Here is a 24,175-nt window from a genome sequence, read left to right on the forward strand (position 1 = left end):
TCGTCCAACAACGAGATCGCGCCGCCTCTGACGCCACGCTTGCAGGGGCGTCTTGTGCCCCGGGGCTTTCTGGCGCAAGTGGTCATCGTACATCGCCATGCGGCCGCCGTTCGGGCGGCACAGGGACTGGCCGTGTGGCGTTTCTTCGTCATGACGAGCGCGCGGCCCGCTCAGCGCGGCACGCGATACCCGCCGGGCACCCCGTGCGGGCTCAAGGTGAGTTGCCACAGCTGGTCGCGGCGGCTGCGGAACACCGCGGCGGAGACGGCCAGGTAGTAGCGCCACATGCGCCGGAAGCGTTCGTCGTAGCTGGCCGGCAGGCTGGGCCAGGCGGCTTCGATGTTGGCGCGCCAGGCGCTCAGGGTGCGGTCGTAGTCGGCACCGAAGTTGTGCCAGTCCTCGACCACGAACAGGTCCTCCAGTGCGACGGTGAGCTGGCTGGCGGCGGGGATCATCGAGTTCGGGAAGATGTACTTCTCGATCCACGGGTCGGGCTGCGCCGGCGCGCCGTTGCTGCCGATGCAATGCAGCAGCGACAGGCCGCCGTTCTTCAGGCAGCGGCGCACGGTTTCGAAGTAGGCGCGGTAGTTCCTGCCACCGACGTGCTCGAACATGCCGATCGAGTACACCGCGTCGAACTGTTCGTTGACCTCGTGGTAGTCCTCGAGGCGGATCTCGATCGGCAGGCCGGCGCACAGCTCGCGCGCGTAGTCGGCCTGCTGCTGCGACACGGTGATGCCGACGCCCTCGACGCCGTAGCGTTCGGCTGCGTACTTCAGTGCCTCGCCCCAGCCGCAGCCGATGTCCAGCACGCGCTGGCCGGTCTTCAGCTGTAGCTTGCGGCAGACCAGGTCGAGCTTGGCCGCCTGCGCGTCGTCGAGGTTGTCGGCCTTGGCCCAGTAGCCGCAGGAGTACACCAGGCGCTTGCCCAGCATGGCCTGGAACAGGTCGTTGCCGAGGTCGTAGTGGGCCTTGCCGATCTCGAACGCGCGCTCGCCGCGCTGCAGGTTGACGAAGCGCGCCTTGAGGTGGGCGAGCAGGGTGTCGAGCGTCTTCAGTTCCTGGTCCAGCCCGGCGGTGAGCAGGCGGGTGAACAGCGCGAGCAGGTCGTCGGCGTCCCACCAGCCGTCCATGTAGGCCTCGCCCAGGCCCAGCGAGCCGTGCGCGAACACGCGCGCGTACAGGCGCTCGTCGCGCACGCGCAGGTCGGTCGGGGCGTCGCCGTCGATGCGGATGCCGGCGTGTTCGAGCAGCTCGCTGGCGCGATTCTTCAGGTCGTCCTGGCTCATGCGTGGCCTCGCTGTAGGAAAGGCTCGTGCGGTCAGTGCCCGCCGAGTACCGCAAAGCTTGCCGGCGAATATGCATACGTTGCGTCGACGCCGGCGCGGCGCACCAGTTGCAGCAGCAGCTCGGCCTGCTCTTCGCGCAGCAGGAACTCGATCTTCACCGGCAGGTCGTCGGCCAGCTCAAAGAACTGCTCCTCGTGCAGCACGCCATGGCGGCCGAAGCCGGTGATGGCGCGGAACACCGAACCGCCGCCGATGCCATGAGCCCGGGCCTGTTCCAGCAGCCACTCGGACAGCAGCATGCCATCGTGCTTCGCGCGCGAGTGGCAGTAGAAGGTCAGATGCACGCCATGTTGCAGGGTTTCCCGGTTCATGCGGTGCTCCAGGGTTCAGTGGCGCAGCAGGCTGCGGGTGAGCGCGATGCCGAGCACGGTCATCGCCAGCGAGCCGGCCACGTGCACCGCCACGTGGCCGCTGAACCACAGATATTGCTGGCGCAGCAGCAGGGTGGCCGACTCCGCCGAAAAGGTAGAGAACGTGGTCAGCCCGCCGAGGAAGCCGGTGAACACGAACAATCGCAGCGCCGGCGACAGTGTCTGGAAGTGGTCGAACAGGCCCATCACGCAGCCCATCAGCAGGCCGCCGGCAAGGTTCGCCGCCAGTGTGCCCAGCGGCAGGGTGGGAAAGACGGGGTTGAGCAGCACGCCCAAGCCCCAGCGCAGCCAGCATCCCAGGGCGCCGCCGATGCCGATTGCCACAAATCCGTTCAAGCCCACGTGCATGCCTCCTGACAATCCAAGGTGTCCGGTTGCCGCGGCGGCAGGCACGCCTGCGCCACCGGTAACCGGGGCTGCAGGCATCATCAGCTTCGACGCGGGGCGCTAAGCGGTTGGTTCCGGCGTGCCCATGGGCACGCCGGAACGGGAGGCATGCCATCTCCGATGGGGAATCCTAGTCGATCCGGCGACCCCGCCGTCAAGCGCGGGCATCTATACTGCGCGGCCCCGCCGATGCCCCGCGCCGCCATGACCCCAGCCCGCCGTCCCGTGCGCCGCAGCCTGCCGTGGCTGCTGGCTGCGCTGTCGATGATCGGGCCGTTCTCGATCGACGCGGTGTTCCCGGCATTCCCGCTGGTCGGTGCGCGTTTCGGCGTGGATGCCGCGGCGCTGCAGCAGCTGATCAGCGTGTACCTGGCCACCTACGCCGCGATGAGCCTGTTCCATGGCGCGATCTCCGACGCGGTGGGGCGCAAGCCGGTGATCGTCGCCGGCCTGCTGGTGTATGCGGCGGCGTCGGTGGGCGCGGCGGTATCCAGCTCGTTCGCCATGCTGCTGACCTGCCGCGCGCTGCAGGGCATGTCCGCCGGCGCCGGGCTGGTGGTGGGCCGGGCGGTGATCCGCGACAGCCTGGAAGGGCCGGCCGCGCAGCGGCTGATGTCGCAGGTGATGATGATCTTCGGGGTGGCGCCGGTGATCGCGCCGATGGTCGGCGCGCTGCTGCTGTCGCTCGATGGCTGGCACGGCATTTTCTGGCTGCTGGCCGTGTTCGCGCTGTTGCTGGCGCTGGCCCTGCAGCGGTTCCTGGACGAAACCCATCCGCCGGCACGGCGCACGCGGTTTGCGCCGCGACCGCTGCTGGCCGGCTACCTGTCGTTCGGCCGCGACCGGGTGTTCTGGCCGCTGCTGGTTTCCAGCTCGGTGAATTTCGCCGGCCTGTTCCTGTACATCGCCTCGGCGCCGCACATCGTGCGCGGGCTGCTGCAGCTGTCGGCGCAGGGTTTTCCGTGGTTGTTCGTGCCAGTGGTGAGCGGGCTGATCGGCGGCGCCTGGCTGTCCGGCCGGATGGCCGAGCGCCGCAGCGCGAAGTTCACCGTGAGCCTGGGTTATGCGGTGATGCTGCTGGCGTGTGCGGCGCACCTGTTGCTGGCGCTGGCGCTGCCTGCGCCGCGGCTGCCGTGGTCGATGCTGCCGCTGATCCTGCACGCCATCGGCGTGCAGCTGGCATTCCCCACGCTCACGCTGCTGCTGCTGGACCGCTTCCCGCACCATCGCGGCGGGATCTCCTCGGTGCAGGCCTTCGCCAGCCTGATGCTGTGCAGCTTCGTGGCGGGGGTGATGTCGCCGCTGCTGTCGGGCGACATGCTGCAGCTGGCGCTGGGCGCGTCGGCGCTGACCCTGCTCGGCGTGCTGGCGTGGTGGTGGTACTACCGCATCACGCGCCGGGCGCCGGAGCAGCCGCTGGCCGACGTCGATACGGTCGCCGGGATCCAGGCGGGGATCGCCGAGCCGCGCTGAGAGGTTGTGATTTTTCCAACCTCTCAGGCCGGCCACGGCGAGGGCATGGCGAGGGCATGGATGCCCGAGTTGAGGCAACGCAGGAGCGGTTGCCCGAGGGCCGGGCATGAAACAGTCACGCCAGTGACTGTTTCATGTGAGCGAGTCCGGGCGTGTACCAAACTCGCGACTGAAGAAAACCACAGGAAGTGGTTTTCTTCACAAGCTCTGAGGCGTCGCCGCAGCGGCTACGCCGGTGAATCCGGCATGGCCGCGGGGACGCGCGCCACGGCATCCGTCAATACCAGTGCGCTGCTGTCGGCCAGGGCCCTGACCAGCGAAGGCGAGCGATAGCTGCCATCGGCGAGCCAGCGTTGCCATACCGAACCGTCGATTTTCTCGTTGACGCCGGTGCCGAGCATGCGGTCGAACGGTGGCTTGAATACCTTGTAGAGGCCGTCCATGAATTCCGCGTACGAATTGCGCGGCACGCCGCTGGCGGCGTCGTCTTCCGGCATGAACAGCGCATGGCAGGCCAGCCCGGCGGTGATCGCCTTGCGCTGCAGCCAGGCCAGCGGCAGCCCGGGCAGCGGGTCGGGTCGGCGTCTGGCACCGTCGCAGTCGTTGCCGCCGCCGACGTCAGCGTGCGCGCCGATGAACCAGCGCTGCTCGATTTCGATCTGCTCGGCCTTCTTGGAGGTCAGTGTTTCGCCGGGCTTCACCGTGTACGGGTTGCGCGTCCATACCGTGGGCGCAAAGTCGGCGCGGTGCTCGTCCAGCGCCAGCGCCTGGTAGGCGTACTTCACGATCTTGCTGAGTTCGGTGTCGTGGAACTGGTAGCGCTTGCGCGCGTAGGGAAACCACGAGGCGGTGCCCGGGATGCCGAGCGAGCCGACGGTGTCCCACACGCCGATGAAGTGGATATCGACCACGATCGAATGGTCGGCGCGGAATTCCACCGCGACCGGATCGTCGGGCCTGCAGCGGGTGTCGCGATAGACGTCGTACGCGGCAGCGACGTCGGCCCTGGCCACGCTGCCGTGGCGGTCGCAGCGGAGCAGGCCGCATTTGCGGATCATCCCGCCGAGGCTGCGTGCGGTATAGGCGCCGCGGCTGAAGCCGAACAGGTAGAGCAGGTCGCCGGGCTGCCAGGTTTCGCACAGCCAGCGGTAGCCATCGAGCACGTTGCCGGACAGGCCGTAGCCGAACGCGCCGCCAAGCAGGTGGGCGATGCCGCGCTTTACGCCCACGCCGGGAATGTAGTTGACCAGCTGCGCATGGCCGCCCGCATCGCGCGGCGCGATCAGCCGGCGCAGGCGCTCCACGTTGGTGTCCGACTCGGGCTTGTTCCAGGTGCCGTCGAACAGCAGTGCGAGCCGGCGTGCGGTCATGGTGCCTCCAGCGGGATTGCGCAGGGCAACTCTAGGCCTCGGTGCTGCGCCGGGCCAGTGCCGGGCGCAGCCCGCAGGTGTACCCTATGCGCCCTGACAACAGGCGATGGCAGACACCACGGTGGACAGGCAGGTCGACAAGGCGCACGCGTTCCGCAGGATGCATGACCGTACGGCGATCCTGTTGCTGCCCAATGCGTGGGATGCGGGCAGCGCGCAGCTGTTCGCGCAGCGCGGCTTCGCGGCGATCGCCACCACCAGCGCCGGCATGGCCTGGTCGCTCGGCTACGCCGACGGCGAGCAGGCACCGCTGACCGAGGTGCTGGCGGCGATCGCGCGGATCGTGCGGGTGGTCGACCTGCCGGTGACGGCGGACATCGAGACCGGCTATGGCGAGACACCGGAGGCGGTGGCCGCCACGGTGCGCGCGGTGATCGCGGCCGGCGCGGTGGGCATCAACCTGGAAGACGGCCGTCCCGGCCACGGCCCGCTGCGACCCGTCGCGGAAGCCGCGGCGCGGATTCGCGCTGCGCGTGGCGCCGCCGAGGCGGCCGGCGTGCCGATTGTGATCAACGCGCGGGTGGACAACTGGATGCAGCACGTCGCCGCCCCGGCCGTGCCGCTCGCCGATGCCGTGCAACGTGCGCAGGCTTATCTGGCGGCGGGTGCCGACGGCATCTATCCGATCGGGCTGGGCGACCGCGCCACACTGGCCGCGCTGGTGCGCGCGGTCGACGCACCGGTCAACGTGGCCGCCGGCCCCGGCATGCCCGACTTGGCCGAGCTGGCCCGGCTCGGCGTGGCCCGCGTCAGCACGGCCACGCGCTTTGCCACGCTGGCGCTGGCGGCGGTGGATCGCGCGGCGGCAGCGCTGCTGGAGAGCGGTCGCTTCGACGGTTTGGCCGCCACCTTCACCTATGCGGACGCACAGCGGCTGTTCGAGCGCGGCTGAGCGGCGCAGCAGTTTTTCATCGAGGAGTCTGTAGTGAGCAAGCGTATCGAGTACGGCAAGGTGGCACCCGCGGGCCTGAAGGCCATGCTGGGCCTGGAGATGTATGTGCAGGGCTCCGGCCTGGAGCATTCGCTGGTCGAGCTGGTGAAGATGCGGGTGTCGCAGATCAACGGTTGCGCGTACTGCCTGGACATGCACAGCAAGGACGCGCGCGCTGCCGGCGAGACGGAGCAGCGCCTGCACGTGCTGGCGGCGTGGCGCGAGGCGCCGTTCTACTCGGCACGCGAGCGGGCCGCGCTGGCCTGGGCCGAGGCGGTCACCCTGGTGTCGACGAACGAACTGCCCGATGCCCTGTACGAGGAGGTGCGCGCGCAGTTCGACGAAAAGGCGATGGTCGACCTCACCCTGGCCATCATCACCATCAACGGCTGGAACCGGCTGGCGATCGGTTTTCACGCAGACGTGGGCAGCTACCAGCCGAAGCCGGCGGGCTGAGCATGGCGCCGCTGCGACCCCGTCGCTGGCCGGCACCGGCTTCCGCGCTGCGGCCGCGCAGGCATGCCTGACCGACCCGTAGCGCTGGGTCGCGCCTTCTACCGGCGCGACCCGCGCGCGGTCGCCCCCGACCTGCTGAACAAGGTGCTGTTGAATGCGGACGGCCGCAGCGGTCGCATCGTGGAAACCGAGGCCTACTGCGGGGTGGCGGATCCGGCCGCGCATTCCTGGCGCGGCCGCACGGCGCGCAACGCGACGATGTTCGGCACGCCGGGGCTGCTCTACGTGTACTTCACTTACGGCATGCACTGGTGCTGCAACCCAGTGTGCGGCGAGGAAGGCGAAGGCGTCGCGGTGTTGCTGCGTGCACTGGCACCGCTGGGCGGGCTGGCCGCGATGCGGGCGGCGCGGCCCGGTTGCCGCCACGACCGCGACCTGTGCCGCGGGCCGGCGCGGCTGTGCCAGGCCATGGGCATCGGCCGCGCACAGGATGGCCTCGACCTGGTCGGCGGCGCCGGCGGCTTCAGCATCGTCGACGATGGCGTGCCGCCGCCCGTTGCGCCGGTGGCCACTACGCGCGTCGGCATTACCCGCGCGGCCGACGAACGCTGGCGCTGGTACGTGCCGGGCGAGCCGCACGTCTCGCGTCGCTGAACGGCGTCGCCGTGTTGTCGTGGCGAGCACGTGCGGTTGACGGTGGCTTGATCGCGCATGGCCCACGGTGGTCGGCATCACTCGTCCATTGCGGGGTCCGCGCCGTGCCTTACGCATCCATCAGCGAACTGCCCGACAGCGTGCGCGAGCACGTGCCGAAACATGCGCAGGAGATCTACAAGGAGGTGTTCAACAGCGCCTGGGACGACTACGCCGACGAGGATGCGCGCCGCGGCAGCGAGTCGCGCGAGGAGGCCGCGCACAAGGTGGCCTGGGCCGCGGTCAAGAAGAAGTACGAGAAGGGCGGCGATGGCGACTGGCACGCCAGGTAGCCGGGATTCGCGTGTCACGCGTGCGGCAGGCCGCGTGCCTTGAGGAAGTCGCGGGCATTGTCCGCGTCGCGCTCGAACCAGGCGCGCGCCGAACCGAGCCGGAACGTGTAGCCCCAGGCATCCATGTCGCGCATCAGGCGCTCGCGGCCCACGCCGGGCAGTTCATCGGCCAGCACGATCTGCAGGCAGCAGGTGGCGTCCTCCTCCTCGATCGAGTCGGTGGCGTCGGTATGGACGTCTGGACGTCTTTCCGGTGGCAGCACGATCAGGTGGCAGGCCTCGTGCAGCAGCGAGTGCACCGGGGTGTCGTCGCGGGCGTAGACGGTGCTGCCGATGATGCCGGCCTCCTCGTCGCCCCAGAAGCTGCCTGGAATCGGTTCACCGGGCGCCACGCGCTGGAGCTTGAGGCCGAAGCGATCGAGCAGGGCAGCAGGCGCATCGAAGCCGATCTGGCCCAGGCGCAGCACGCTGCTGGCCGGGTCGTCGCCGCGGGCGGGAGGAGTGTCGGGGAGCATGGGCGTGCGCGACGGGCGCAGGTGGCTTCGGGGCAGGAGAGGACCGGGCGACGCGGCGTCGCCAAGGACGGAATGGCGCTGGCTCAGCCGGTTTTGGCTTCGCCCTTGGTTTCGCTGCTGGCGGCCTGCTTGCCTTCCGGCAGGGTGACCGAGAGTTCGAGGATCTCGTGGCCGCTGTCGCGCTCGAAATTGATGTTGATCGCCTCGAGGTCGACGTGGACATACTTCTTGATCACTTCGAGCAGCTCGTTGCGCATCATCGGCAGGTAGTCAGGCGCACCGCGGGTGGAGCGCTCCTGCGCCACGATGATGCGCAGGCGTTCGCGCGCCACGCTGGCGGTGGCTTCGGGCTTGCGCTTGAGGAAATCGAGAATGCCCATCGTGATCAACCTCCGAATACGCGCTGGAGAAAGCCTTTCTTCGGTACGTCGATGAAGCGCAGCGGGCGCTCTTCGCCGAGGATGCGGGCGACCGTGTCGCTGTAGGCCTGGCCAGCCTGCGAGGCCGCGTCGACGATCACCGGGATGCCGTTGTTGGAGGCGGTCAGCACGTTCTCCGATTCGGGGATCACGCCGACCACCTCGATGCCGAGGATCTCCTCGACGTCCTTCACGCTGAGCATCTCGCCGATGGCCACGCGCGCGGGGTTGTAGCGGGTCAGCAGCAGGTGCTGGGTGACCGGGCTCTCGCCCTTCTCGGCGCGCCGGGTCTTGCTGGCGAGCAGGCCAAGGATGCGGTCGGAGTCGCGCACCGAGGACACTTCCGGGTTGACCACCACCACCGCGTGGTCGGCGAAGTACATCGCCAGGTGGGCGCCTTTCTCGATGCCGGCGGGGGAGTCGCACACGACGTACTCGAAGCCCTCTTCGGACAGGCCGTCGAGCACCTTCTCGACGCCCTCCATGGTCAGCGCGTCCTTGTCGCGGGTCTGGCTGGCGGCCAGCACGTACAGGTTGTCGTAGCGCTTGTCCTTGATCAGCGACTGCTTCAGCGCGGCCTCGCCGTGCACGACGTTGACGAAGTCGTACACCACGCGCCGCTCGCAGCCCATGATCAGGTCGAGGTTGCGCAGGCCGACGTCGAAGTCGATCACCGCGGTTTTCTTGCCGGCCATGGCCAGGCCGGTGGCGAGCGAGGCGCTGGTCGTCGTCTTGCCGACGCCGCCTTTGCCGGAGGTGACAACGATAATCTCAGCAGTCAAGGGCCCATCTCCGCGTAGTTGTTCTTGTTGTGGGTGGCTACAGTCTGGCAATCAGCAGCTTGTCGCCTTCGAGCCAGCATTGCACGGACTGGCCCTCGAGGTCGCCGGGAATCTGTTCGAACACGCGATACTGCCCGGCAATCGCCACCAGTTCGGCGCGAAAGTCGGAGACGAAGATGCGCGCCTTGCCGTCGCCCTGTGCGCCGGCCATGGCGCGGCCGCGCAGGCTGCCGTAGATGTGGATGTTGCCGTCGGCGATCACCTCGGCGCCGTTGGCGACGGCGCCGGTGACGATCAGGTCGCGCTCGCGCGCATAGACCTGCTGGCCCGAACGTACCGAACCGGCATGGTGCTGGGCACCGTGCATGCTGCCGGACGGCGGCGCGGACAGGATCGGCTCGCGCTGCACCGCCGGGGCCGGTTCGGCGCGCGGCGCCGGTTCGGCGGGTGACGCGCTGCCCGCGGCCGGCTCATAGGCGGCGCGGAACTTGGCGATCAGCGGCAGGCCCATGCGTTTGGCCAGCGCCTCGGTCTCGCTGGTGCCGTAGGCCAGGCCCACCGGCAGCATGCCGGCGCTGCGCACCGCCTCCAGCAGCGCGTCGACGGCGCCATCGTCGGGCAGGCCGGACAGGTGGCTCAGGTCCAGTACCACGGCAGCGCGGGCGAACATCTGCGGGGCGGCGCGCACGCGGCGCTCCAGTTCGTCGCACAGCGCGGCGGCGTCGACCCGGCGCACGCGCACGCAGGCAATACCGACCTGGCCGAAGCGCAGGTCGCAGGCATCGGTGACTTCTGCTTTTGCATTCACGGGCGCCGCTCCCCGGCGAGGCGGCGCGGGGTGGTGGCGTCGTGCAGGGCAGGACGTTCGCGCTCGGCCAGCCACGGCACGTCGGGCAGGCCGCCATGTTCGAGCCAGGTGTCGCGCACGTAGGCGTAGCTGGGCAGGTCGCGGGCGAGCAGGCTGACCTGCGGGCCGTGCTTGCCCATGCGCTGCTGGCCGACTTCCTGGAAGCCGTAGGTGCCATGGAACAGCACCACCACGTCGTCGCGCGGCTCCAGGAACACCTCGCAGGTGAGTAGCGGCACGCGCACCTCGGCGTAGCTGTGCACATCGCAATAGAAGATGCGGCCCAGGCCGTGGCGGCGGTAGGCGTTGGCGATCACGATACGGTCGATGTAGACGAACTGCGGATAGTGCTCGGCGAACCAGCGGTAGTTTGGGCTGGCGTAGTCGCCGCCTTCGCGCAAGGCGATCAGGAACCCGGCCAGGTGGCCGTCGATCTCGGCCACGCGGAAATACTCGGCGTGCTCGTAGAAATAGCGCAGCTGGGCCGCATCGAGGGCGAGGATGGAGCGACCGGCGGCATTGTTGAGCGCCAGTACGGCATCCAGGTCGTGCTCGCGCACGTCGCGGATGGCAAGGGCCATTCGTTGCTCCGCAATGGTGGATTCGGGTGCGAGGTCGGGCCACAGCCTCGCGCAATGGCCCATTATGACATGCGGCCGTGAGCCTTACATCTCGCAAGGGCACATGTAAAAGCTTCGTAAAGCCGGCATCGTCGCCCGCGGCATGACTTCCCGCGCATTGCGCGAAGCCCCGTCACGACCAATGATGCGCGGATGCGCTGGCCATTCATCAACCACATCCGCCTGCTCCGCTATGCGGGCTTCTTCACCTACCTGTCGGCGGGCACGCCGCTGGTCACCAGCTGGGCCACCGAAAGGCTCGACCAGCTGCATCGCCCGAACTTCTCGTTGCTGCTGTGGACGCTGTGCTACCTGATCTTCGGCCTGATGTACTGGCTGCTGACCAGCAACCTCGGTTCGCGCCGCTATCCGGGGCTGAAATTGCTGGGGCTGACCCTGATGACCGCGGCGGCCGTCGCGGTGGGCTGGTACAGCCACAGCGGCCTGTCGGCGATGCTGATGGTGGTGGCCTCGCTGGTGCTGCCGTGGCTGCTGCCGTTCTGGCTCGCCGCTTCCTGGCTGGTGCTGCAGCACCTGAGCCTGGTGGCGGTGTTCGCCACCTTCCCCGAATACGACCACAGTATCGCGGTGGGCTTCATCCAGGCCAGCATCTACCTGGGCATCTCGGTGCTGGTGTTCATCACCTCGACCGTGGCCAGCCAGCAGGCCGAGCAGCGCGAGGTGCAGCGTCGGCTGAACTCCGAGTTGCGCGCCACCCGCGCGCTGCTGGCCGAGTCCAGCCGGATCGCCGAGCGCATGCGCATCGCGCGCGACCTGCACGACCTGATCGGCCACCACCTGACCGCGCTGAGCCTGAACCTCGAAGTGGCCAGCCACCTCAGCAACGAGGCGGCGTGCGCGCACGTGCGCAAGGCACAGGGTACGGCCAAGCTGCTGCTGGCCGACGTGCGCGAGGTGGTCAGCGAGCTGCGCCAGGACGATGCGATCGACCTGACCCAGGCGCTGCGCAGCCTCACCGAAGGCGTGCCCGGCCTGAATGTGCACGTGATCATGCCGCCGCGCTTCAGCGTGGAGGACCCGCGCCGCGCGCAGGTGCTGCTGCGCTGCGCGCAGGAAATCATCACCAACACCGCCAAGCACGCCGGCGCGCGCAACCTGTGGCTGAACTTCGCCTACGCGGGGGAAAACCTGCTCGGCCTGCACGCGCGCGACGACGGCCGCGGCGCGGAGAACGTCGAGCCGGGCAACGGCCTGTCCGGCATGCGTGAGCGGCTGGCCGAATTCGGCGGCAGCGTGGTGCTGGACACCGGCCTCAGCCAGGGCTTTGCATTGACCGTGCGGCTGCCGCTGGGTGAGCACATCGCACTGGCGCACGCGCCGACCCGGCTTGAGCCGCCGGCGCTGAATGTGTCGTAATCTGGCAGCCGCGCGGCGCGCAAAAATGCGCCGGTGTCGGCAGCGGTCCGGCCCGGTGGCTGTCAACATCACTTTCTTGAGTCATGTCTGCCCGAGGATCCGCGATGATTTCCGTTTGTCTCGTCGACGACCAGAATCTGGTGCGCCAGGGGGTTCGCTCGCTGCTCGACCTCGCCGAGGACATCCGCGTGGTGGCCGAGTGCGCCGACGGCGCCCAGGCCGTGCAGGACATTCCGCGGGTCAAGCCGGACGTGGTGCTACTGGACCTGCGCATGCCGAACATGAGCGGGCTGGAGGTGCTGCAGGCGCTGTCCGCCCGCAACGAGCTGCCGCCGACGATCATCCTGACCACCTTCGACGACGACCAGCTGGTGCTGCAGGGGCTCAAGGCCGGCGCGCGCGGCTATCTGCTGAAGGACGTCTCGCTGGAACAGCTGGTCGAGGCGGTGCGCACCGTGGCCGGCGGCGGCTCGCTGGTGGCGCCGATGGTTACCCAGCGGCTGATGGCCGGGGTGGCGCGGATGCAGAACAGCTTCACCAGCCTGGAGCAGCCCGACCCGCTGACCGAGCGCGAGACCGAGATCCTGCGCCTGCTGTCCGGCGGCTACAGCAACAAGGAGATCGCCAACTCGCTGAAGGTGGCCGAGGGCACGGTGAAGAACCACGTGTCCAACATCCTGTCCAAGCTCGGCGTGCGCGACCGCACCCGTGCCGTGCTGAAGGCGCTGGAAATGGGCATCGTCTGAGGCGGTCGGGGCCGCTGCGGCGGCCACGCCGTGGCCCGCTTTTGGCCTTCCGGATGGCATGCGACGGGCGATAGCGTTCCGGCCCGCGAGCAAGTAACATCCGTTGCTTCGGCGTTTGCCGACCCCCTGCCGTGGCCTACGGGTGAACCCTCGGGCGGGCCCGCGTGGACGGCTGGGGCAACCCTAATCTAGGTATGGCGTAAAGACGCTTCGGAGAACTCTGGAATGATGCGTGTCTTTGAATTTCTTGCTGCCCTGGTCATTGTGGCGGTCATCGGCGTCCTGGCGGCTGTGGTCATGCCCGGCAGTGGCCACGTGGAACGCCAGCTGGTCGTCGGCAAGGACATGCGGCAGGTCTACGACGTGCTCAACAACTACCGGCGGCTGCCCGACTACTCGGTGCTGCGCTCGTACGACCCGCGCATCGAGTTCAGCTTCTCTGGCAAGACCTACGGCCCGGGCGCCGAGATCAGCTGGGCCAGTACCGACCCGAAGGTCGGCAAAGGCGGCCTGACCATTGCCAGCGCCACCCCGGATTTCAACAAGATCGACAGCAACACCAAGTCCGCCAGCATCGTCTGGAACCTGGACAACAGCTGGCGCGGCCTGGACAAGCATTTCACGCTGGACCTGGAGCGCCAGGGCAGCCGCGGCCAGCTGACCCAGGTCACCTGGTCGTATGACGTCGCCTACGGCTGGAACCTGGTCAACCGCTTCGCCAACCTGTACATCCACGGCGATCCGGACTCGTTCATCCAGTTCAGCCTGAACAACCTGCAGAACGTGCTGGCCGGCGTGCCGAACATCGACTACAGCCAGCTGATCCCGTACATCGAACAGACCCAGCCCACTCCGGTGCTGCTGGTGTCCACCTCGATCCAGCGCAAGGACGGCATGGAGGCGGTGGAAGACGCCATCGCCAAGGCCAATACTGAAATCCAGGCGGCCGCCAAGAAGCTCGGCGTGAACGTCACCGGCTCGCGCATCCTGATCACCACCAACTACGGCGACCAGACCTACAGCTTCGACGTGGCGTTCCCGATCGACTCCAGCACGCTGACCATCAACGGCCAGAGCGAGCAGCTGACCGCGGCGACGCCGCCCGCGCTGGATGCCGCCGGCGCGCCGGCCGAGGCCAGCAGCGCCGCTGTCGCCGCGGACGCCAACGCCGCCGCCGGCAGCCGCGACCGCTACGGCCGCCTGGTGGTGGACGGCAACGTGCGCGCCACGCTGGCCTTCGGCGGCGCGGCGTTGAAGGGCGTGTGGACCGGCACCTTCGCCGGCGTGCCGCAGACCCGCGACATGCTCAAGGCCTACGCGCAGACCCACGGCTACAAGTACGACGAGGTGGTCAACCGCCCGTACGACGTGATCGCCACGCCGGAAGTGAAGGATGCCGGCGGCAACATCACCGCCTACGCCAAGTACAACGTGTTCCTGCCGATCAGCAACGCGCCGGAGCACACGCCGGAGCAGGAAGCCGGCCTGCAGCCGCCGACGCTCGACGAGGGCGCCCCGGCCGCAGCGGGCTCCGCCCCGGCACCGGCCGCCAGCGCCGCCAAGCCGGCCGCGGCGGCCAGCGCGGGCAAGTAAGCCGGCATCGCTGCGGCGCATGAAAGGCCCTTCCGTTCGGAAGGGCCTTTTTCTATTCGGGCCGCGAGCCGGCGTCTTGCGGTACATTGCGGGGCGATCCGCGGCGACGGCAGGCGGGTTCGCCCGCGCCATGCGCGCACCCGCCCAGCCCACCATCGGACATGATCGAAACCGACCAGCTCACCCGACGCTATGGCAACCTGACCGCAGTGGATGCGCTGAGCATCCGTGTCGAGCCGGGGCAGGTGCTGGGGCTGCTCGGACCCAACGGCGCGGGCAAGTCCACCGCGATGCGCATGATCGCCGGGTTCCTGGTGCCCAGCTCGGGCACCGCGCGGGTGTGCGGGCACGATGTCGGCCGCGAGCCGCTGCAGGCCAAGCGCGCCCTGGGCTATTTGCCCGAAGGCGCGCCGAGCTACGGCGAGATGACCGTGCGCGAATTCCTGCAGTTCATCGCGCGCATGCGCGGGCTGAGCGGCGAGGCCGCTTACCGCCGCTTCGACGCGGTGGTGCAGCAGTTGCAGCTGGAGGAAGTGCTGGGCTTGTGCATCGACACGCTGTCGAAGGGCCTGCGCCGGCGCGTCGGGCTGGCCCAGGCGATCCTGCACGACCCGCCGGTGCTGATGCTGGACGAACCCACCGATGGCCTCGACCCGAACCAGAAGCACGCGGTGCGCCAGCTGATCGACGTGATGGCGCGCGACCGCACCATCCTGATCTCCACCCACCTGCTGGAGGAGGTGCACGCGCTGTGCAACCGGGTGGTGATCATTGCCCGCGGCAAGCTGCTCGCCGACGCCACCCCGGCCGAACTGGAGGCGCGCTCGCGCTATCACGGCGCGGTGTCGTTCAGTGCGCCGGGCAGCGGCATGTCGCAGGAAATGCTGGGCCGCCTGCCGCAGGTGGCGGCGATCGAGGTGGATCCGCTGGACGGCCGCATCACGGTGTTCCCGAAGCCGGGTGCGCGGGTGCTGGAGCCGGTGGAGACGCTGCTGCGCGAGCAGGGCCTGGAGGTGTCGGAGATCCAGCTCGAGCGCGGCCGGCTGGACGAGGTGTTCCGCCAGATCACCACCGGCGGCGACGTCGCGGAGGGGCGCGCATGAGTCCGGTCAATGCGGTGTTGCGGCGCGAGCTGCGCAGCTACTTCGTGACGCCGGTGGCGTACGTGTTCCTGGTGATCTTCCTGGTGCTGGCCGGCATCCTCACCTTCTATGCGGGCGACTTCTACGAGCGCGGCCAGGCCGACCTGCAGCCATTCTTCACGATGCATCCGTGGCTGTACCTGATCCTGGTGCCGGCGATCACCATGCGCATGTGGGCGGAGGAAGCCAAGGGCGGCACGCTGGAACTGCTGCTGACCCTGCCGCTGACGCTGTGGCAGGCGATGCTGGGCAAGTTCCTCGCCGCATGGCTGTTCATCGGGCTGGCCTTGCTGCTGACCTTTCCGATCTGGATCACCGTCAACTACCTCGGCTCGCCGGACAACGGCGTGATCCTGGCTGGCTACCTGGGCAGCTGGCTGATGGCCGGCAGCTTCGTGGCGATCGGCGCTTGCCTGTCCGCGCTGACCCGCAGCCAGGTGGTGGCGTTCATCCTGACCGCGCTGGTGTGCGTGCTGCTGATTCTGGTTGGCCAGCCGCAGGTGCTGGATTTCTTCTCCGGCACGCTGCCGCGCAAACTGATCAACGCGGTGGCGCACCTGTCCATGCTGCGGCACTTCGAGGCGATCGCACGCGGCGTGCTGGACGTGCGCGACCTGATCTATTTTCTGCTCAGCACGCTCGGCTGGCTGGCCGCCGGCGTGTTGCTGCTCGACCTGAAGCGGACGCGCTGACCCCATGCCCCGCTCGCGCCTGCATCGACTGCTTGCCACCCCGCTGCACCTGACCCGGCGCGGTGCGCTGTACGGTGCGCTGGCGCTGCTGCTGCTGCTGTTCGTGCCGCTGATCGTGGCCAGCAGCCGCTGGTTGCATGCCTCGCGGGTCGACCTCACCACCGACAAGCTGTACACGCTGACGCCGGGCACGCTGCACATCGTCGACACGCTGCAGCGGCCGTTGCGGCTGACCCTGTACTTCTCCGAACACGCCACCCGCGACCTGCCGCAGCTACGCAGCTACGAGCAGCGCGTACGCGAGATGCTGCAGGAGATGGTGGCGCGTTCGCATGGGCGCATCCGGCTGCAGATCATCGACCCGGTGCCGTATTCCGACGACGAGGCCAGCGCCGAGGGCAACGGCCTGACCGCAGCGAACGGCGGCAGCAACGGCGAGCGGGTGTTCTTCGGCCTGGCCGGCAGCGCCATGTCCGGCGGCCTGGAGAACGAGGCCATGGACGATCGCATGCCGGAGAAGGCACTGGCGATCGCGTTCTTCGATCCGGCCCGCGAGGCCTTCCTGGAATACGACATCGCCAGGCTGCTGTACGAGTTGAACCAGACCAGCAAGCCGCCGATTGGGGTGATCAGTTCGCTGCCGGTGCGGGGCAACCCGGTGCTCGGCGCGCCGCCGTGGGCGGTGTTGCAGCAGTTGGGCCAGCTGTTCGACGTGCAATCGCTGGATGCATCGACGTTGCGCAGCATCGATGAGCACATCAAGGTGCTGTTGCTGATCCACCCCAAGCGGCTGCCGCCCGATGCGCAGTACGCGATCGACCAGTACGTGCTGCGTGGCGGCCACCTGGCGGTGTTCGTCGACCCTGATGCGGAGCTCGACGCCTCGCCGTATGCGCCGGACAGCACCACCTTTCCCGACCACGGCTCGGACCTGCCGCGGTTGTTCAAGGCCTGGGGTGTGAGCTACGACCCGCACAAGGTGGTGCTGGACCGCGCCCGCGCGCTGCAGATCGAACTGGCCGGCAGCAGCCTCAACCATCCGGCGATGCTCGACCTGGGCACGCAGGAGCTGAACCGCAACGACGTGGTCACCGCCAGCCTGCAGCGGATCAACGTGTCCACCGCCGGCTACTTCGACCTCGCCGCGAATGCGCACGCGCGGCTGCTGCCGCTGCTGCAGAGCAGCGCCGAGGCCGAGGTGGTGCCGACCCAGCGGGTGCTGGACGCGAGCAGCGACCCCACCTCGCTGCTGCAGGATTACAAGCCCGACAACGCGCACTACGTGCTGGCGGCGCGCCTGCGTGGCACCTTCGACAGCGCGTTCCCCGAGCGTGCCGGCGTGGCGGGCCACCGCGCCAGGTCGGCGCCGGATGCCGAGGTGATCCTGGTCGCCGACACCGACCTGCTCAGCGACCGGCTGTGGGTGGAGCCGCAGACCATCCTCGGCCAGACCATGATGCGGGTGTTCGCCAACAACGGGGATTTCGTCACCAACCTGGTGGACAACCTCAGCGGCTCCTCGGCGCTGCTGTCGATCCGCGGGCGCTCCACCTCGCAACGGCCGTTCACGCGGGTGCAAGCGCTGCGCAACGTGGCCGACCAGAAGTTCCTGCAGAAGGAACACGAACTGGAACGGGAGCTGGCCGACACCCGCCGCCGGCTGGATGAACTGCAGCCGGCCAAGGGCAGTCATGCCAGCACCGCCACCACCGAGCAGCGCCGCGAGATCGAACAGTTCCGCCAGCGCCAGCTGGCGATCAACAAGGAACTGCGCGACGTGCAGCACCAGCTCAATGCCGAGATCGACGCACTGGGCCTGCGCCTGAAGTTCATCAACATCGTGCTGGTGCCGGCGTTGGTGGTGCTGCTGGGCCTGCTGTATGGCTGGCGACGAACCCGCCACGGCCGGCGGCGGCGTTGAGTCGGCTCTTGCGCGGCAACCCGGCGCAAGCCCGAGGCTGACTCCTCCGGCGCGCGGCATTATGCTTGGCGGTCGCCGGCCGTTACCGGTGCAGACCGAAGTGCCGTTGCAGTGACCGCTACCTTGCTGAAATGGATCGTGCCGTGGGAGTTCTCGTGGGTGCTGCTCGCGTGCTTCGTGACGGCCGCCGTGCTGTACCTGCGCGGCAGCCGCCGGCGGTCGGTGGGTTTCGGCCGCAAGCTCGCGTTCTGGTGCGGCATGGCGATCATCTACCTGTCGCTGCACACCTATCTGGATTACTACGCCGAGCATGAGTTCTTCATGCACCGCATCCAGCAGCTGCTGTTGCATCACATTGCGCCGTTGCTGATCGTCACCGCCTATCCGGCCACGGTGCTGCGCGCCGGCCTGCCGCTGGCGTGGCGGGTGCGCCTGCTGCGGCCGCTGCAGCGTTCATGGCCGTGGCGGCTGGTCGGCGGGGTGTTGCTGAATCCCACCGTGGCGACGCTGCTGTTCATCGTCTTCATCCTGATCTGGCTGATCCCGTCGATGCAGACGCTGGCGATGCTGGACTGGCGCATCTACCGCTTCATGAACTGGAGCATGCTGGTCAGCGGCTTCGCCTACTGGTCGCTGGTGCTCGATCACCGGCCGCATCCGCCGGGGCGGATGACCGCCGGGCTGCGCGTGCTGTCGCCCGCGATCACCATGACGCCGCAGATCGTCGCCGGCGCGATCGTCACGTTTTCCAAGACCGACCTGTACCCGATCTTCGAGATCTGCGGCCGCGCGTTCATCTTCAACGTGCTGACCGGGCAGCTGATCGGCGGCGTGATCATCTGGGTGCCGTCGGCGCTGGTGGAGTCCATCGGCGGCCTGATGGCCTTGCGCATGTGGTTGCGGCTGTCGCGCCATGGCCGCTTGCCGCGCAAGCCGCTGCCGCGGCCTGCCGCGCGCCATGCGGCCGCGGTGGATGCGAGCGCGCCGGACTGAGAACTTCGCTGCGGCTCAGTGGCCGTGCGGCATGGCGCCGTGGTCCATCGTGCTGTGATTCATCGCCGGCATGGCGTGCTCGTCGCCCGCGTCCATGGCATTGGCCGGCCGTGCGATGAAGTCGGTGGCCAGCGTGCTGCCGTCGGCGAACTGCAGCGTCAGCGTCACCGTGTCGCCGGGTTTCACTAGTGCATGCGGCCGCATCAGCATCAGGTGGTAGCCACCCGGCGCCAACTCCACCTTGCCGTGTGCGGGTACGTTCAGCGCGTCGACCATGCTCATGCGGCTCATGCCGCCTCCGCGCGAACTCTGGTGCAGCATCACCTCGGCATAAACCGTGCTGCCGGCGCCGCGCAGCGCGACTGGCTGGTCGCCGTCGTTCTCCAGCGTGACGTAGGCGCCGGCCGGCAGTGCGCCCGGCAGCACGCGGATCCAGGCGTGGCTGGCGCGGACGTGGTCGGCATCGGCGGCGTAGGCGCCGCCGGCCAGCAGCAGGCCGGCCAGCAGCAGTGGCAGGGCGGCTGACTTCAGGCGGGATGACTTCATGACGTGGCTCCGGTGTCGAGCAGCAGGTGCAGGTCGTGCACCAGGTCGTCTTGCGAGGCGGACGGGGTGGCCAGCAGACGGGCGCGGCCGTCGCGGTCGAACACGTAGATCGCCGAGCTGTGGCTGACTTCGTAGCTGCCGTCGGGCGAACTGGGTTCGCGGGTGAAGGCCGAGCGGTAGCGCTTGCTCAGCGCCTCGACGCTGCGCGCATCACCGACCAGGCCCACCGACCGCTTGTCGAACGCGTTGACGTAGCCGTGCATGATCGCCGGCGTGTCGCGCGCCGGGTCGACGCTGACGAACAGGATGCGCGCACCGTCGGCCAGCGGTCCCAGCCGCTGCATCACCACGTGCAGTTGCGCCAGGGTCAGCGGGCAGACGTCGGGGCAGTGCGTATAGCCGAAGTACAGCAGCACCACCTTGCCGCGGTAGTCGGCACCGGTGACGGCCTTGCCGTTGTCGTCGGTGAGCTTGAAATCGAGGTCGGGCATGTGCCCGCTGATATTGGTCAGCCGCAGCGGCAACGGTTCGCTGCGATGGCAAGCGCCCAGCAGCACGCCGGTGGCGAGCAGCAGGAGCAGCAGGGCGGGGCGCAGCCAGTGGCGGGGCTTCATGCGAGAATCCTGGGTGTTCACCTATTCAAGCATACGACACCGGCCGCATGGCCGGGTTCGTCCGGGCCGGATACGCACGATGCGAGCACCTGTCACTTCCCGCGTTGCCCTGCTGGTCGGCCTGGCCGGAGCCAGTGCGGTGCTGCTGGGTGCGTTCGGCGCGCATGCGCTGCGCGGCGTGCTTGATGTCCGTAGCAATGAGCTGTGGCGCACGGCGGTGGACTATCACGCATGGCATGCGTTGGCGCTGGCCGTGGCGGTGGGACTCGGGCGCGGCCGCAGCGGACGTCTTGCGGCCGTGGCCTTCGCTGTCGGCATCGTGCTGTTCAGCGGCAGCCTGTACGCGCTGGCGCTGGGCGTGCCGCGCTGGGCCGGAATCATCACGCCGTTTGGCGGCGTGGCCTTCATCCTCGGCTGGCTTGCGCTCGGCTGGGCGTTGCGCACGCGCGACGAATAGTTCTTGCGGCTGTCATCCGCCGGTCATCGCCGCTTGCGATGGTGCGGGGCATGAACCCGCAGATCGTCCTTCGCCAATGGCCCGCCGTGGCGTGGTCGCCAGGCCGCTTCTCCCGCGGCATGGCCGGCGCCGCGCTGCTGCTGGCGTTGGCGGCAGCGCCGTTGTGGTGGTGCTGGCCGGTTGCCGGTCGCGCGGCGGGAACACCGTCGACGTCGTCGCTGGTGCACTGGCAGGACGCAGCCCACGACTGGCTGCTGGTGGTCGACCCGGCGACCCGCGAACTGGTGGTCTACGACGCCGCCAGCGGTCGTCCGCTGCAGCGGCTGGGCGCTGACGACGGCCTGCCGGAGGTGCAGTCGATCGCGCGGCAGGGACCATGGCTGTGGGTAACGGGCAAGCAGCATCCGACGGTGCGGCTGAAGCTGCCGCAGTTGCAGGCGGTGGCCGCCAGCGGCCGCTGAGCGGCGGGTCAGGCGGTACCGGTCAGCGGCAGTGCCACGTGCAGCACCAGATCGGCGCAGAAGTGCGCCAGCATCGCGTGCTCCAGCCCGTACTTCCAGAACAGTCCGCCGCAGGCGATGCCGACCACGGCATTGAGCAGGACGATGCGCGCGAGCAGCAGCGGCGTGCCGAGCAGGCCGGCGGCATGCGCAGCGGGCAGGTGGCCGATGCCGAACAACAGCGCGGCCAGCACGATCGCCAGCACGAACATCCACGGGCGCGCCACGCGCCGGTTGCCGCGCGCCAGCAGCCAGACCAGTGCGCTGATCGGCAGCAGCCGCATCAATATTTCTTCCACCGTGCCGCCGTAGAACGAGGCCAGCGCGCCCCGCCACGCCGGGATGGCAACGTGGGCGTGTCCGGCGCTCGCCTGCGGGCCGAGCAGCGACAGTCCCGCCACCAGCAGCGCTGCGGCCACGCCGAGCAGGCCGGCCAGCCACCAGCGCGAGTGCCACGCCGGATCGCGCGGCCGCCGGTACACCCAGGCGCGCAGCCAGGGCGCATCGAGGCCATACGGCGCGCCCAGACGCAAGCCGAGCCAGCCCAGCAGCCAGCACAGCGCGCCAGTCTCCACCACCGCTTGCAGCACGATGACGGGCAAGGGCAACGGCGCTGCGGCGAACTGCTGCGGCATCAGCACCATCGCGTAGGGCATCAGCGCCAGCGTAGCCAGCGCGCCAGCGAGACCGAGCAGCGCGGCGAGCTTCAGGTGCGGGCCGCTGACCGGCGGGTGGGCAGGCATGCGCTCGTCCTCCTTCGTGGGTTGCTCAATCGGCGTCGTGGTCGTCGGCCGCCGGCCTCGCCGGACCGGCCTTCAGCCGGCCGGCCTTGCGCAGCGCCTCGCGCAGCACGTACTCGATCTGCGCGTTGAGGCTGCGCAACTCGTCGTCGGACCAGCGCTGCATGGCCTCCAGTACGGCAGCGCTGATGCGCAGCGGATAGGCTTTTTTCTCGCCGGCCATCGCGACGATCAGTACAAGGTGCCGGTGTTCAGCACCGGCTGGGTGCCGCGCTCGCCGCACAGCACCACCAGCAGGTTGCTGACCATGGCCGCCTTGCGCTCCTCGTCCAAGCTCACCACGCCGCGTCGGTTGAGCTGGTCCAGTGCCATGGCGAGGTGGCTGATGCGCGCCTCGACCACCTGCATGCCGGCCTTGCCGAGGCGGGTCTGGGGCGATGCCGGTCTGCATCAATTTATGGCGATAGATCTCCGGCAAAAGCATCATTGGTGAGGTAGGGCTATGCAGCTTTATATCCTGCTCGTGTCTCAAGCAAAGTATGCTGGAGAGGAGGAGCGTGTTCATCATGTTTGGCGGTTGCTATTGTGAGATTTGTAACCAGTGCTTCGGTGATGGGATTTCTATTTTTTTTGCTCCCTCCAACATGATAAAAATGTCCGCGTGTAAGGATATTATGTGCTGACCACAATGACTTCACATAATCATTTTCACGATAATCGTTGTGGTGCCACGTCGATAAAATAAAGATTCCAGAGGTGCTGGAAAGATGACGGAATAGTTCCCGTTCGTCAGCATCATTCCACCCATTGTAGTAATCGGCATGTCTGTCAATGTATGGCGGGTCGCAATAGATGATGTCTTCACTAGATGCTTCAGTGATGGTCTTGCTAAAGTCCTGACATTTGAATACAAAATTTTTAGATTTAATTATTCTGTCCACCCATGCGATTTGATTGATTATTTTTGTAACATATGACTGCGCAAATCGTTGTGGTTTTCTACAAAAAGGAATATTAAAAATTCCCTTTCGATTAAACCTGATCATACCATTGAATCCGGCGCGACTTAGAAACAGGAAGTCAAGCGACGAGTGTGACTTGTTAAATCTATCCCTGATCGAGTAGTAATGGTCTTCACCCCTCGTCAAGAGCAGATTGCCTTCGTGCTCTAGATAATCTTTTGCTATTTCAGTAGTTATCTTTCGAGCAGCAATTGAAGAGTAAAAATTTATTAAATGTGGATTTGTGTCGCATAGAATGGCGTGTTTGGGAGCGATATTAAAGGCTACTGCGCCGGTGCCCATGAACGGTTCAATCCATGTGCCATTGAAATTATGAGGGACTAAGCTGTTTATCCAAGGGACAAGCTTGGTTTTTATGCCTTGCGACTTAATTGGGGGCGCGCCAATTTTCATGTTCATTCCTGATCGGCTTCTTTGCCAACGATAAGTAATATATCGCCACCTTTGTATTCCACGAACTTCCGAAGCGTAGAAATAACACTCGTTTTTCCCGTACTGTTTTTAACAGTGATTTTCTTGTAATTCATCCAGTACTCATCAAACCAGTCTTCTCCGAGCCTAGAGAACATTCCACGACCGTTAATAATGTCATTAATGTTTTTAATGCTTCCTATGTTCGCAGTATTTCCACTGCCGCCCTTATCGCTTGCAATTTGCCATTTTTCTGCCACGAAGAAGCTAAAATTTTTTACTACTGATGTGATGGACTGAAGTTGGTTGAATTTGAATACTTTCGTTTCATCTATTGACGCGGCATCCGCCCTGTCATAAATTATGCCGAGGCAAAAGTGACCGGAATAATCGCTGTAGGGGAATTGGATATTTTTTTTGCTAGTGCGATCTTCAAAATATTTACCATGAGAGCCAAGTGTGAAGCCGTTGCATAGGTGAGGCTTCTTTGGATTTCGGTACGTAGTCTTAAAATCGACTGCGAATTTCACCAATTCATCATTTTTTTTGACGAAGGATATGTCTGGGTAGTAGTTTTGGTGATCTGCAAGGACTATTTTATATCCATTTATTTGTGCAAAATTTAAGATTTTTGAAAAGAGATGAATTTCAAGAACCTTGGATACAATTTTTGTATCTGAAGAGATCGTGTATATATTCTCGAATGCGTCGATGAATCCCTTTACGGTCCATTGACCATCCACTGAGCTGACATGAGCTCCTAATTCAGCAACAAGACCTTTGAGGAGATTCGCAAAAATTTCTTTTTCCGTTCTTTTCATAAATGCTTGGCCACCGTGCCGAACGTTCTCGGGT

At 66.7% G+C, this 24,175-nt stretch carries 29 protein-coding genes, 1 pseudogene and 1 riboswitch; of the genes and pseudogenes, 14 read left to right on the plus strand and 16 right to left on the minus strand.

The features are described 5' to 3' along the window. Nucleotides 1-170: 170 nt before the first annotated feature. From cfa to crcB, 3 genes are read right to left on the minus strand one after another with little or no spacing between them, the layout of a single operon-like run. Entirely contained in the window at nucleotides 171-1,289 is a 1,119-nt protein-coding gene (cfa, locus tag AC3WTD_RS16120; RefSeq protein WP_027494035.1) for a cyclopropane fatty acyl phospholipid synthase, read from the minus strand. A gap of 32 nt (nucleotides 1,290-1,321) precedes the next feature. After that, nucleotides 1,322-1,660 carry a DUF190 domain-containing protein gene (locus AC3WTD_RS16125; RefSeq protein ID WP_492614396.1) on the minus strand — a complete coding sequence of 113 codons (339 nt, stop codon included), beginning with the start codon at nucleotides 1,658-1,660 and terminating at the stop codon, nucleotides 1,322-1,324. 15 nt (nucleotides 1,661-1,675) lie between these two features. Further along, nucleotides 1,676-2,062 carry a fluoride efflux transporter CrcB gene (crcB, locus tag AC3WTD_RS16130; RefSeq protein WP_027494033.1) on the minus strand — a complete coding sequence of 129 codons (387 nt, stop codon included), beginning with the start codon at nucleotides 2,060-2,062 and terminating at the stop codon, nucleotides 1,676-1,678. Between the two features lie 70 nt (nucleotides 2,063-2,132). Further along, nucleotides 2,133-2,235, minus strand: a riboswitch (Fluoride riboswitch). Between the two features lie 76 nt (nucleotides 2,236-2,311). Between crcB and AC3WTD_RS16135 the strand changes: the two genes are divergently transcribed. After that, nucleotides 2,312-3,580 (plus strand): multidrug effflux MFS transporter, encoded by a 1,269-nt coding sequence (locus AC3WTD_RS16135; protein ID WP_492614397.1) that lies wholly within the window; start codon nucleotides 2,312-2,314, stop codon nucleotides 3,578-3,580. 227 nt (nucleotides 3,581-3,807) lie between these two features. Here AC3WTD_RS16135 and AC3WTD_RS16140 read toward each other — a convergent pair whose 3' ends face one another. Further along, nucleotides 3,808-4,950 (minus strand): T6SS phospholipase effector Tle1-like catalytic domain-containing protein, encoded by a 1,143-nt coding sequence (locus AC3WTD_RS16140; protein WP_492614398.1) that lies wholly within the window; start codon nucleotides 4,948-4,950, stop codon nucleotides 3,808-3,810. Nucleotides 4,951-5,056: 106 nt separating this feature from the next. Between AC3WTD_RS16140 and AC3WTD_RS16145 the strand changes: the two genes are divergently transcribed. The 4 genes from AC3WTD_RS16145 (at nucleotide 5,057) to AC3WTD_RS16160 (ending at nucleotide 7,383) form a co-directional block, all read left to right on the plus strand. Then, on the plus strand, nucleotides 5,057-5,902 hold the full coding sequence (locus AC3WTD_RS16145) for an isocitrate lyase/PEP mutase family protein (protein WP_492614399.1): 846 nt from the start codon (nucleotides 5,057-5,059) through the stop codon (nucleotides 5,900-5,902). A gap of 33 nt (nucleotides 5,903-5,935) precedes the next feature. Further along, entirely contained in the window at nucleotides 5,936-6,397 is a 462-nt protein-coding gene (locus AC3WTD_RS16150; protein ID WP_492614400.1) for a carboxymuconolactone decarboxylase family protein, read from the plus strand. Nucleotides 6,398-6,460: 63 nt separating this feature from the next. Beyond that, on the plus strand, nucleotides 6,461-7,051 hold the full coding sequence (locus tag AC3WTD_RS16155; protein ID WP_492614401.1) for a DNA-3-methyladenine glycosylase: 591 nt from the start codon (nucleotides 6,461-6,463) through the stop codon (nucleotides 7,049-7,051). 104 nt (nucleotides 7,052-7,155) lie between these two features. Beyond that, nucleotides 7,156-7,383, plus strand: coding sequence for a ChaB family protein (locus AC3WTD_RS16160; protein ID WP_492614402.1), 228 nt, complete (start codon nucleotides 7,156-7,158; stop codon nucleotides 7,381-7,383). 14 nt (nucleotides 7,384-7,397) lie between these two features. Here AC3WTD_RS16160 and AC3WTD_RS16165 read toward each other — a convergent pair whose 3' ends face one another. The 5 genes from AC3WTD_RS16165 to AC3WTD_RS16185 form a co-directional block, all read right to left on the minus strand. Further along, nucleotides 7,398-7,898: a hypothetical protein gene (locus tag AC3WTD_RS16165; protein ID WP_492614403.1), complete on the minus strand. Its 501-nt coding sequence runs from the start codon at nucleotides 7,896-7,898 to the stop codon at nucleotides 7,398-7,400. Between the two features lie 83 nt (nucleotides 7,899-7,981). Further along, nucleotides 7,982-8,278, minus strand: coding sequence for a cell division topological specificity factor MinE (minE, locus tag AC3WTD_RS16170; protein ID WP_027494025.1), 297 nt, complete (start codon nucleotides 8,276-8,278; stop codon nucleotides 7,982-7,984). Nucleotides 8,279-8,283: 5 nt separating this feature from the next. After that, the gene (minD, locus tag AC3WTD_RS16175) at nucleotides 8,284-9,099 is read right to left on the minus strand and encodes a septum site-determining protein MinD (protein WP_235642335.1); all 816 of its coding nucleotides are present in this window, start codon (nucleotides 9,097-9,099) and stop codon (nucleotides 8,284-8,286) included. A gap of 37 nt (nucleotides 9,100-9,136) precedes the next feature. Then, nucleotides 9,137-9,907 carry a septum site-determining protein MinC gene (gene minC / locus AC3WTD_RS16180; protein WP_027494023.1) on the minus strand — a complete coding sequence of 257 codons (771 nt, stop codon included), beginning with the start codon at nucleotides 9,905-9,907 and terminating at the stop codon, nucleotides 9,137-9,139. After that, nucleotides 9,904-10,527: a GNAT family N-acetyltransferase gene (locus AC3WTD_RS16185; RefSeq protein ID WP_027494022.1), complete on the minus strand. Its 624-nt coding sequence runs from the start codon at nucleotides 10,525-10,527 to the stop codon at nucleotides 9,904-9,906. The genes minC and AC3WTD_RS16185 overlap by 4 nt, the downstream gene beginning before the upstream one ends. Before the next feature lie 192 nt (nucleotides 10,528-10,719). Between AC3WTD_RS16185 and AC3WTD_RS16190 the strand changes: the two genes are divergently transcribed. From AC3WTD_RS16190 to AC3WTD_RS16220, 7 genes are all read left to right on the plus strand, one after another. Further along, entirely contained in the window at nucleotides 10,720-11,943 is a 1,224-nt protein-coding gene (locus AC3WTD_RS16190) for a sensor histidine kinase (RefSeq protein ID WP_027494021.1), read from the plus strand. A gap of 104 nt (nucleotides 11,944-12,047) precedes the next feature. After that, a complete protein-coding gene (locus tag AC3WTD_RS16195; RefSeq protein WP_007507744.1) occupies nucleotides 12,048-12,689 on the plus strand; it encodes a response regulator in 642 nt (213 codons plus the stop codon). A gap of 225 nt (nucleotides 12,690-12,914) precedes the next feature. Then, nucleotides 12,915-14,282: an SRPBCC family protein gene (locus tag AC3WTD_RS16200; protein WP_235642334.1), complete on the plus strand. Its 1,368-nt coding sequence runs from the start codon at nucleotides 12,915-12,917 to the stop codon at nucleotides 14,280-14,282. Between the two features lie 161 nt (nucleotides 14,283-14,443). Then, the gene (locus tag AC3WTD_RS16205) at nucleotides 14,444-15,385 is read left to right on the plus strand and encodes an ABC transporter ATP-binding protein (protein WP_027494019.1); all 942 of its coding nucleotides are present in this window, start codon (nucleotides 14,444-14,446) and stop codon (nucleotides 15,383-15,385) included. Beyond that, nucleotides 15,382-16,116: an ABC transporter permease subunit gene (locus AC3WTD_RS16210; RefSeq protein WP_492614404.1), complete on the plus strand. Its 735-nt coding sequence runs from the start codon at nucleotides 15,382-15,384 to the stop codon at nucleotides 16,114-16,116. The genes AC3WTD_RS16205 and AC3WTD_RS16210 overlap by 4 nt, the downstream gene beginning before the upstream one ends. Before the next feature lie 4 nt (nucleotides 16,117-16,120). Continuing rightward, nucleotides 16,121-18,037, plus strand: coding sequence for a GldG family protein (locus AC3WTD_RS16215; protein ID WP_492614405.1), 1,917 nt, complete (start codon nucleotides 16,121-16,123; stop codon nucleotides 18,035-18,037). A 111-nt stretch (nucleotides 18,038-18,148) separates the two neighbouring features. After that, on the plus strand, nucleotides 18,149-19,030 hold the full coding sequence (locus tag AC3WTD_RS16220; protein WP_027494016.1) for a cytochrome c oxidase assembly protein: 882 nt from the start codon (nucleotides 18,149-18,151) through the stop codon (nucleotides 19,028-19,030). A 15-nt stretch (nucleotides 19,031-19,045) separates the two neighbouring features. On the opposite strand, the gene AC3WTD_RS16225 is transcribed toward AC3WTD_RS16220, so the two are convergent. Both AC3WTD_RS16225 and AC3WTD_RS16230 read right to left on the minus strand, forming a co-directional pair. Then, a complete protein-coding gene (locus AC3WTD_RS16225; RefSeq protein WP_492614406.1) occupies nucleotides 19,046-19,576 on the minus strand; it encodes a copper chaperone PCu(A)C in 531 nt (176 codons plus the stop codon). Then, complete coding sequence (locus tag AC3WTD_RS16230; RefSeq protein WP_492614407.1) at nucleotides 19,573-20,190, minus strand: SCO family protein; 618 nt, start codon at nucleotides 20,188-20,190, stop codon at nucleotides 19,573-19,575. The genes AC3WTD_RS16225 and AC3WTD_RS16230 overlap by 4 nt, the downstream gene beginning before the upstream one ends. 79 nt (nucleotides 20,191-20,269) lie before the next feature. Here AC3WTD_RS16230 and AC3WTD_RS16235 point away from each other — a divergent pair, with 79 nt between their 5' ends. Next, nucleotides 20,270-20,647, plus strand: coding sequence for a DUF423 domain-containing protein (locus tag AC3WTD_RS16235; RefSeq protein ID WP_492614408.1), 378 nt, complete (start codon nucleotides 20,270-20,272; stop codon nucleotides 20,645-20,647). 50 nt (nucleotides 20,648-20,697) lie between these two features. Continuing rightward, the gene (locus AC3WTD_RS16240) at nucleotides 20,698-21,108 is read left to right on the plus strand and encodes a hypothetical protein (protein WP_027494012.1); all 411 of its coding nucleotides are present in this window, start codon (nucleotides 20,698-20,700) and stop codon (nucleotides 21,106-21,108) included. Between the two features lie 8 nt (nucleotides 21,109-21,116). Here AC3WTD_RS16240 and AC3WTD_RS16245 read toward each other — a convergent pair whose 3' ends face one another. The 5 genes and pseudogenes from AC3WTD_RS16245 to AC3WTD_RS16265 form a co-directional block, all read right to left on the minus strand. Beyond that, the gene (locus AC3WTD_RS16245) at nucleotides 21,117-21,890 is read right to left on the minus strand and encodes a CPBP family glutamic-type intramembrane protease (protein ID WP_492614409.1); all 774 of its coding nucleotides are present in this window, start codon (nucleotides 21,888-21,890) and stop codon (nucleotides 21,117-21,119) included. Between the two features lie 25 nt (nucleotides 21,891-21,915). Next, on the minus strand, nucleotides 21,916-22,110 hold the full coding sequence (locus AC3WTD_RS16250; protein WP_027494010.1) for a type II toxin-antitoxin system antitoxin: 195 nt from the start codon (nucleotides 22,108-22,110) through the stop codon (nucleotides 21,916-21,918). Between the two features lie 8 nt (nucleotides 22,111-22,118). After that, nucleotides 22,119-22,313 (minus strand): annotated as a pseudogene (locus AC3WTD_RS16255) (SPFH domain-containing protein); the annotation flags it as partial. Nucleotides 22,314-22,387: 74 nt separating this feature from the next. Next, nucleotides 22,388-23,302: a DNA adenine methylase gene (locus AC3WTD_RS16260; protein ID WP_492614410.1), complete on the minus strand. Its 915-nt coding sequence runs from the start codon at nucleotides 23,300-23,302 to the stop codon at nucleotides 22,388-22,390. A gap of 2 nt (nucleotides 23,303-23,304) precedes the next feature. Then, nucleotides 23,305-24,141 (minus strand): type II restriction endonuclease, encoded by an 837-nt coding sequence (locus AC3WTD_RS16265; protein ID WP_492614411.1) that lies wholly within the window; start codon nucleotides 24,139-24,141, stop codon nucleotides 23,305-23,307. Nucleotides 24,142-24,175: the final 34 nt, after the last annotated feature.

It is taken from the genome of Rhodanobacter sp. FW106-PBR-R2A-1-15 (assembly GCF_058789735.1).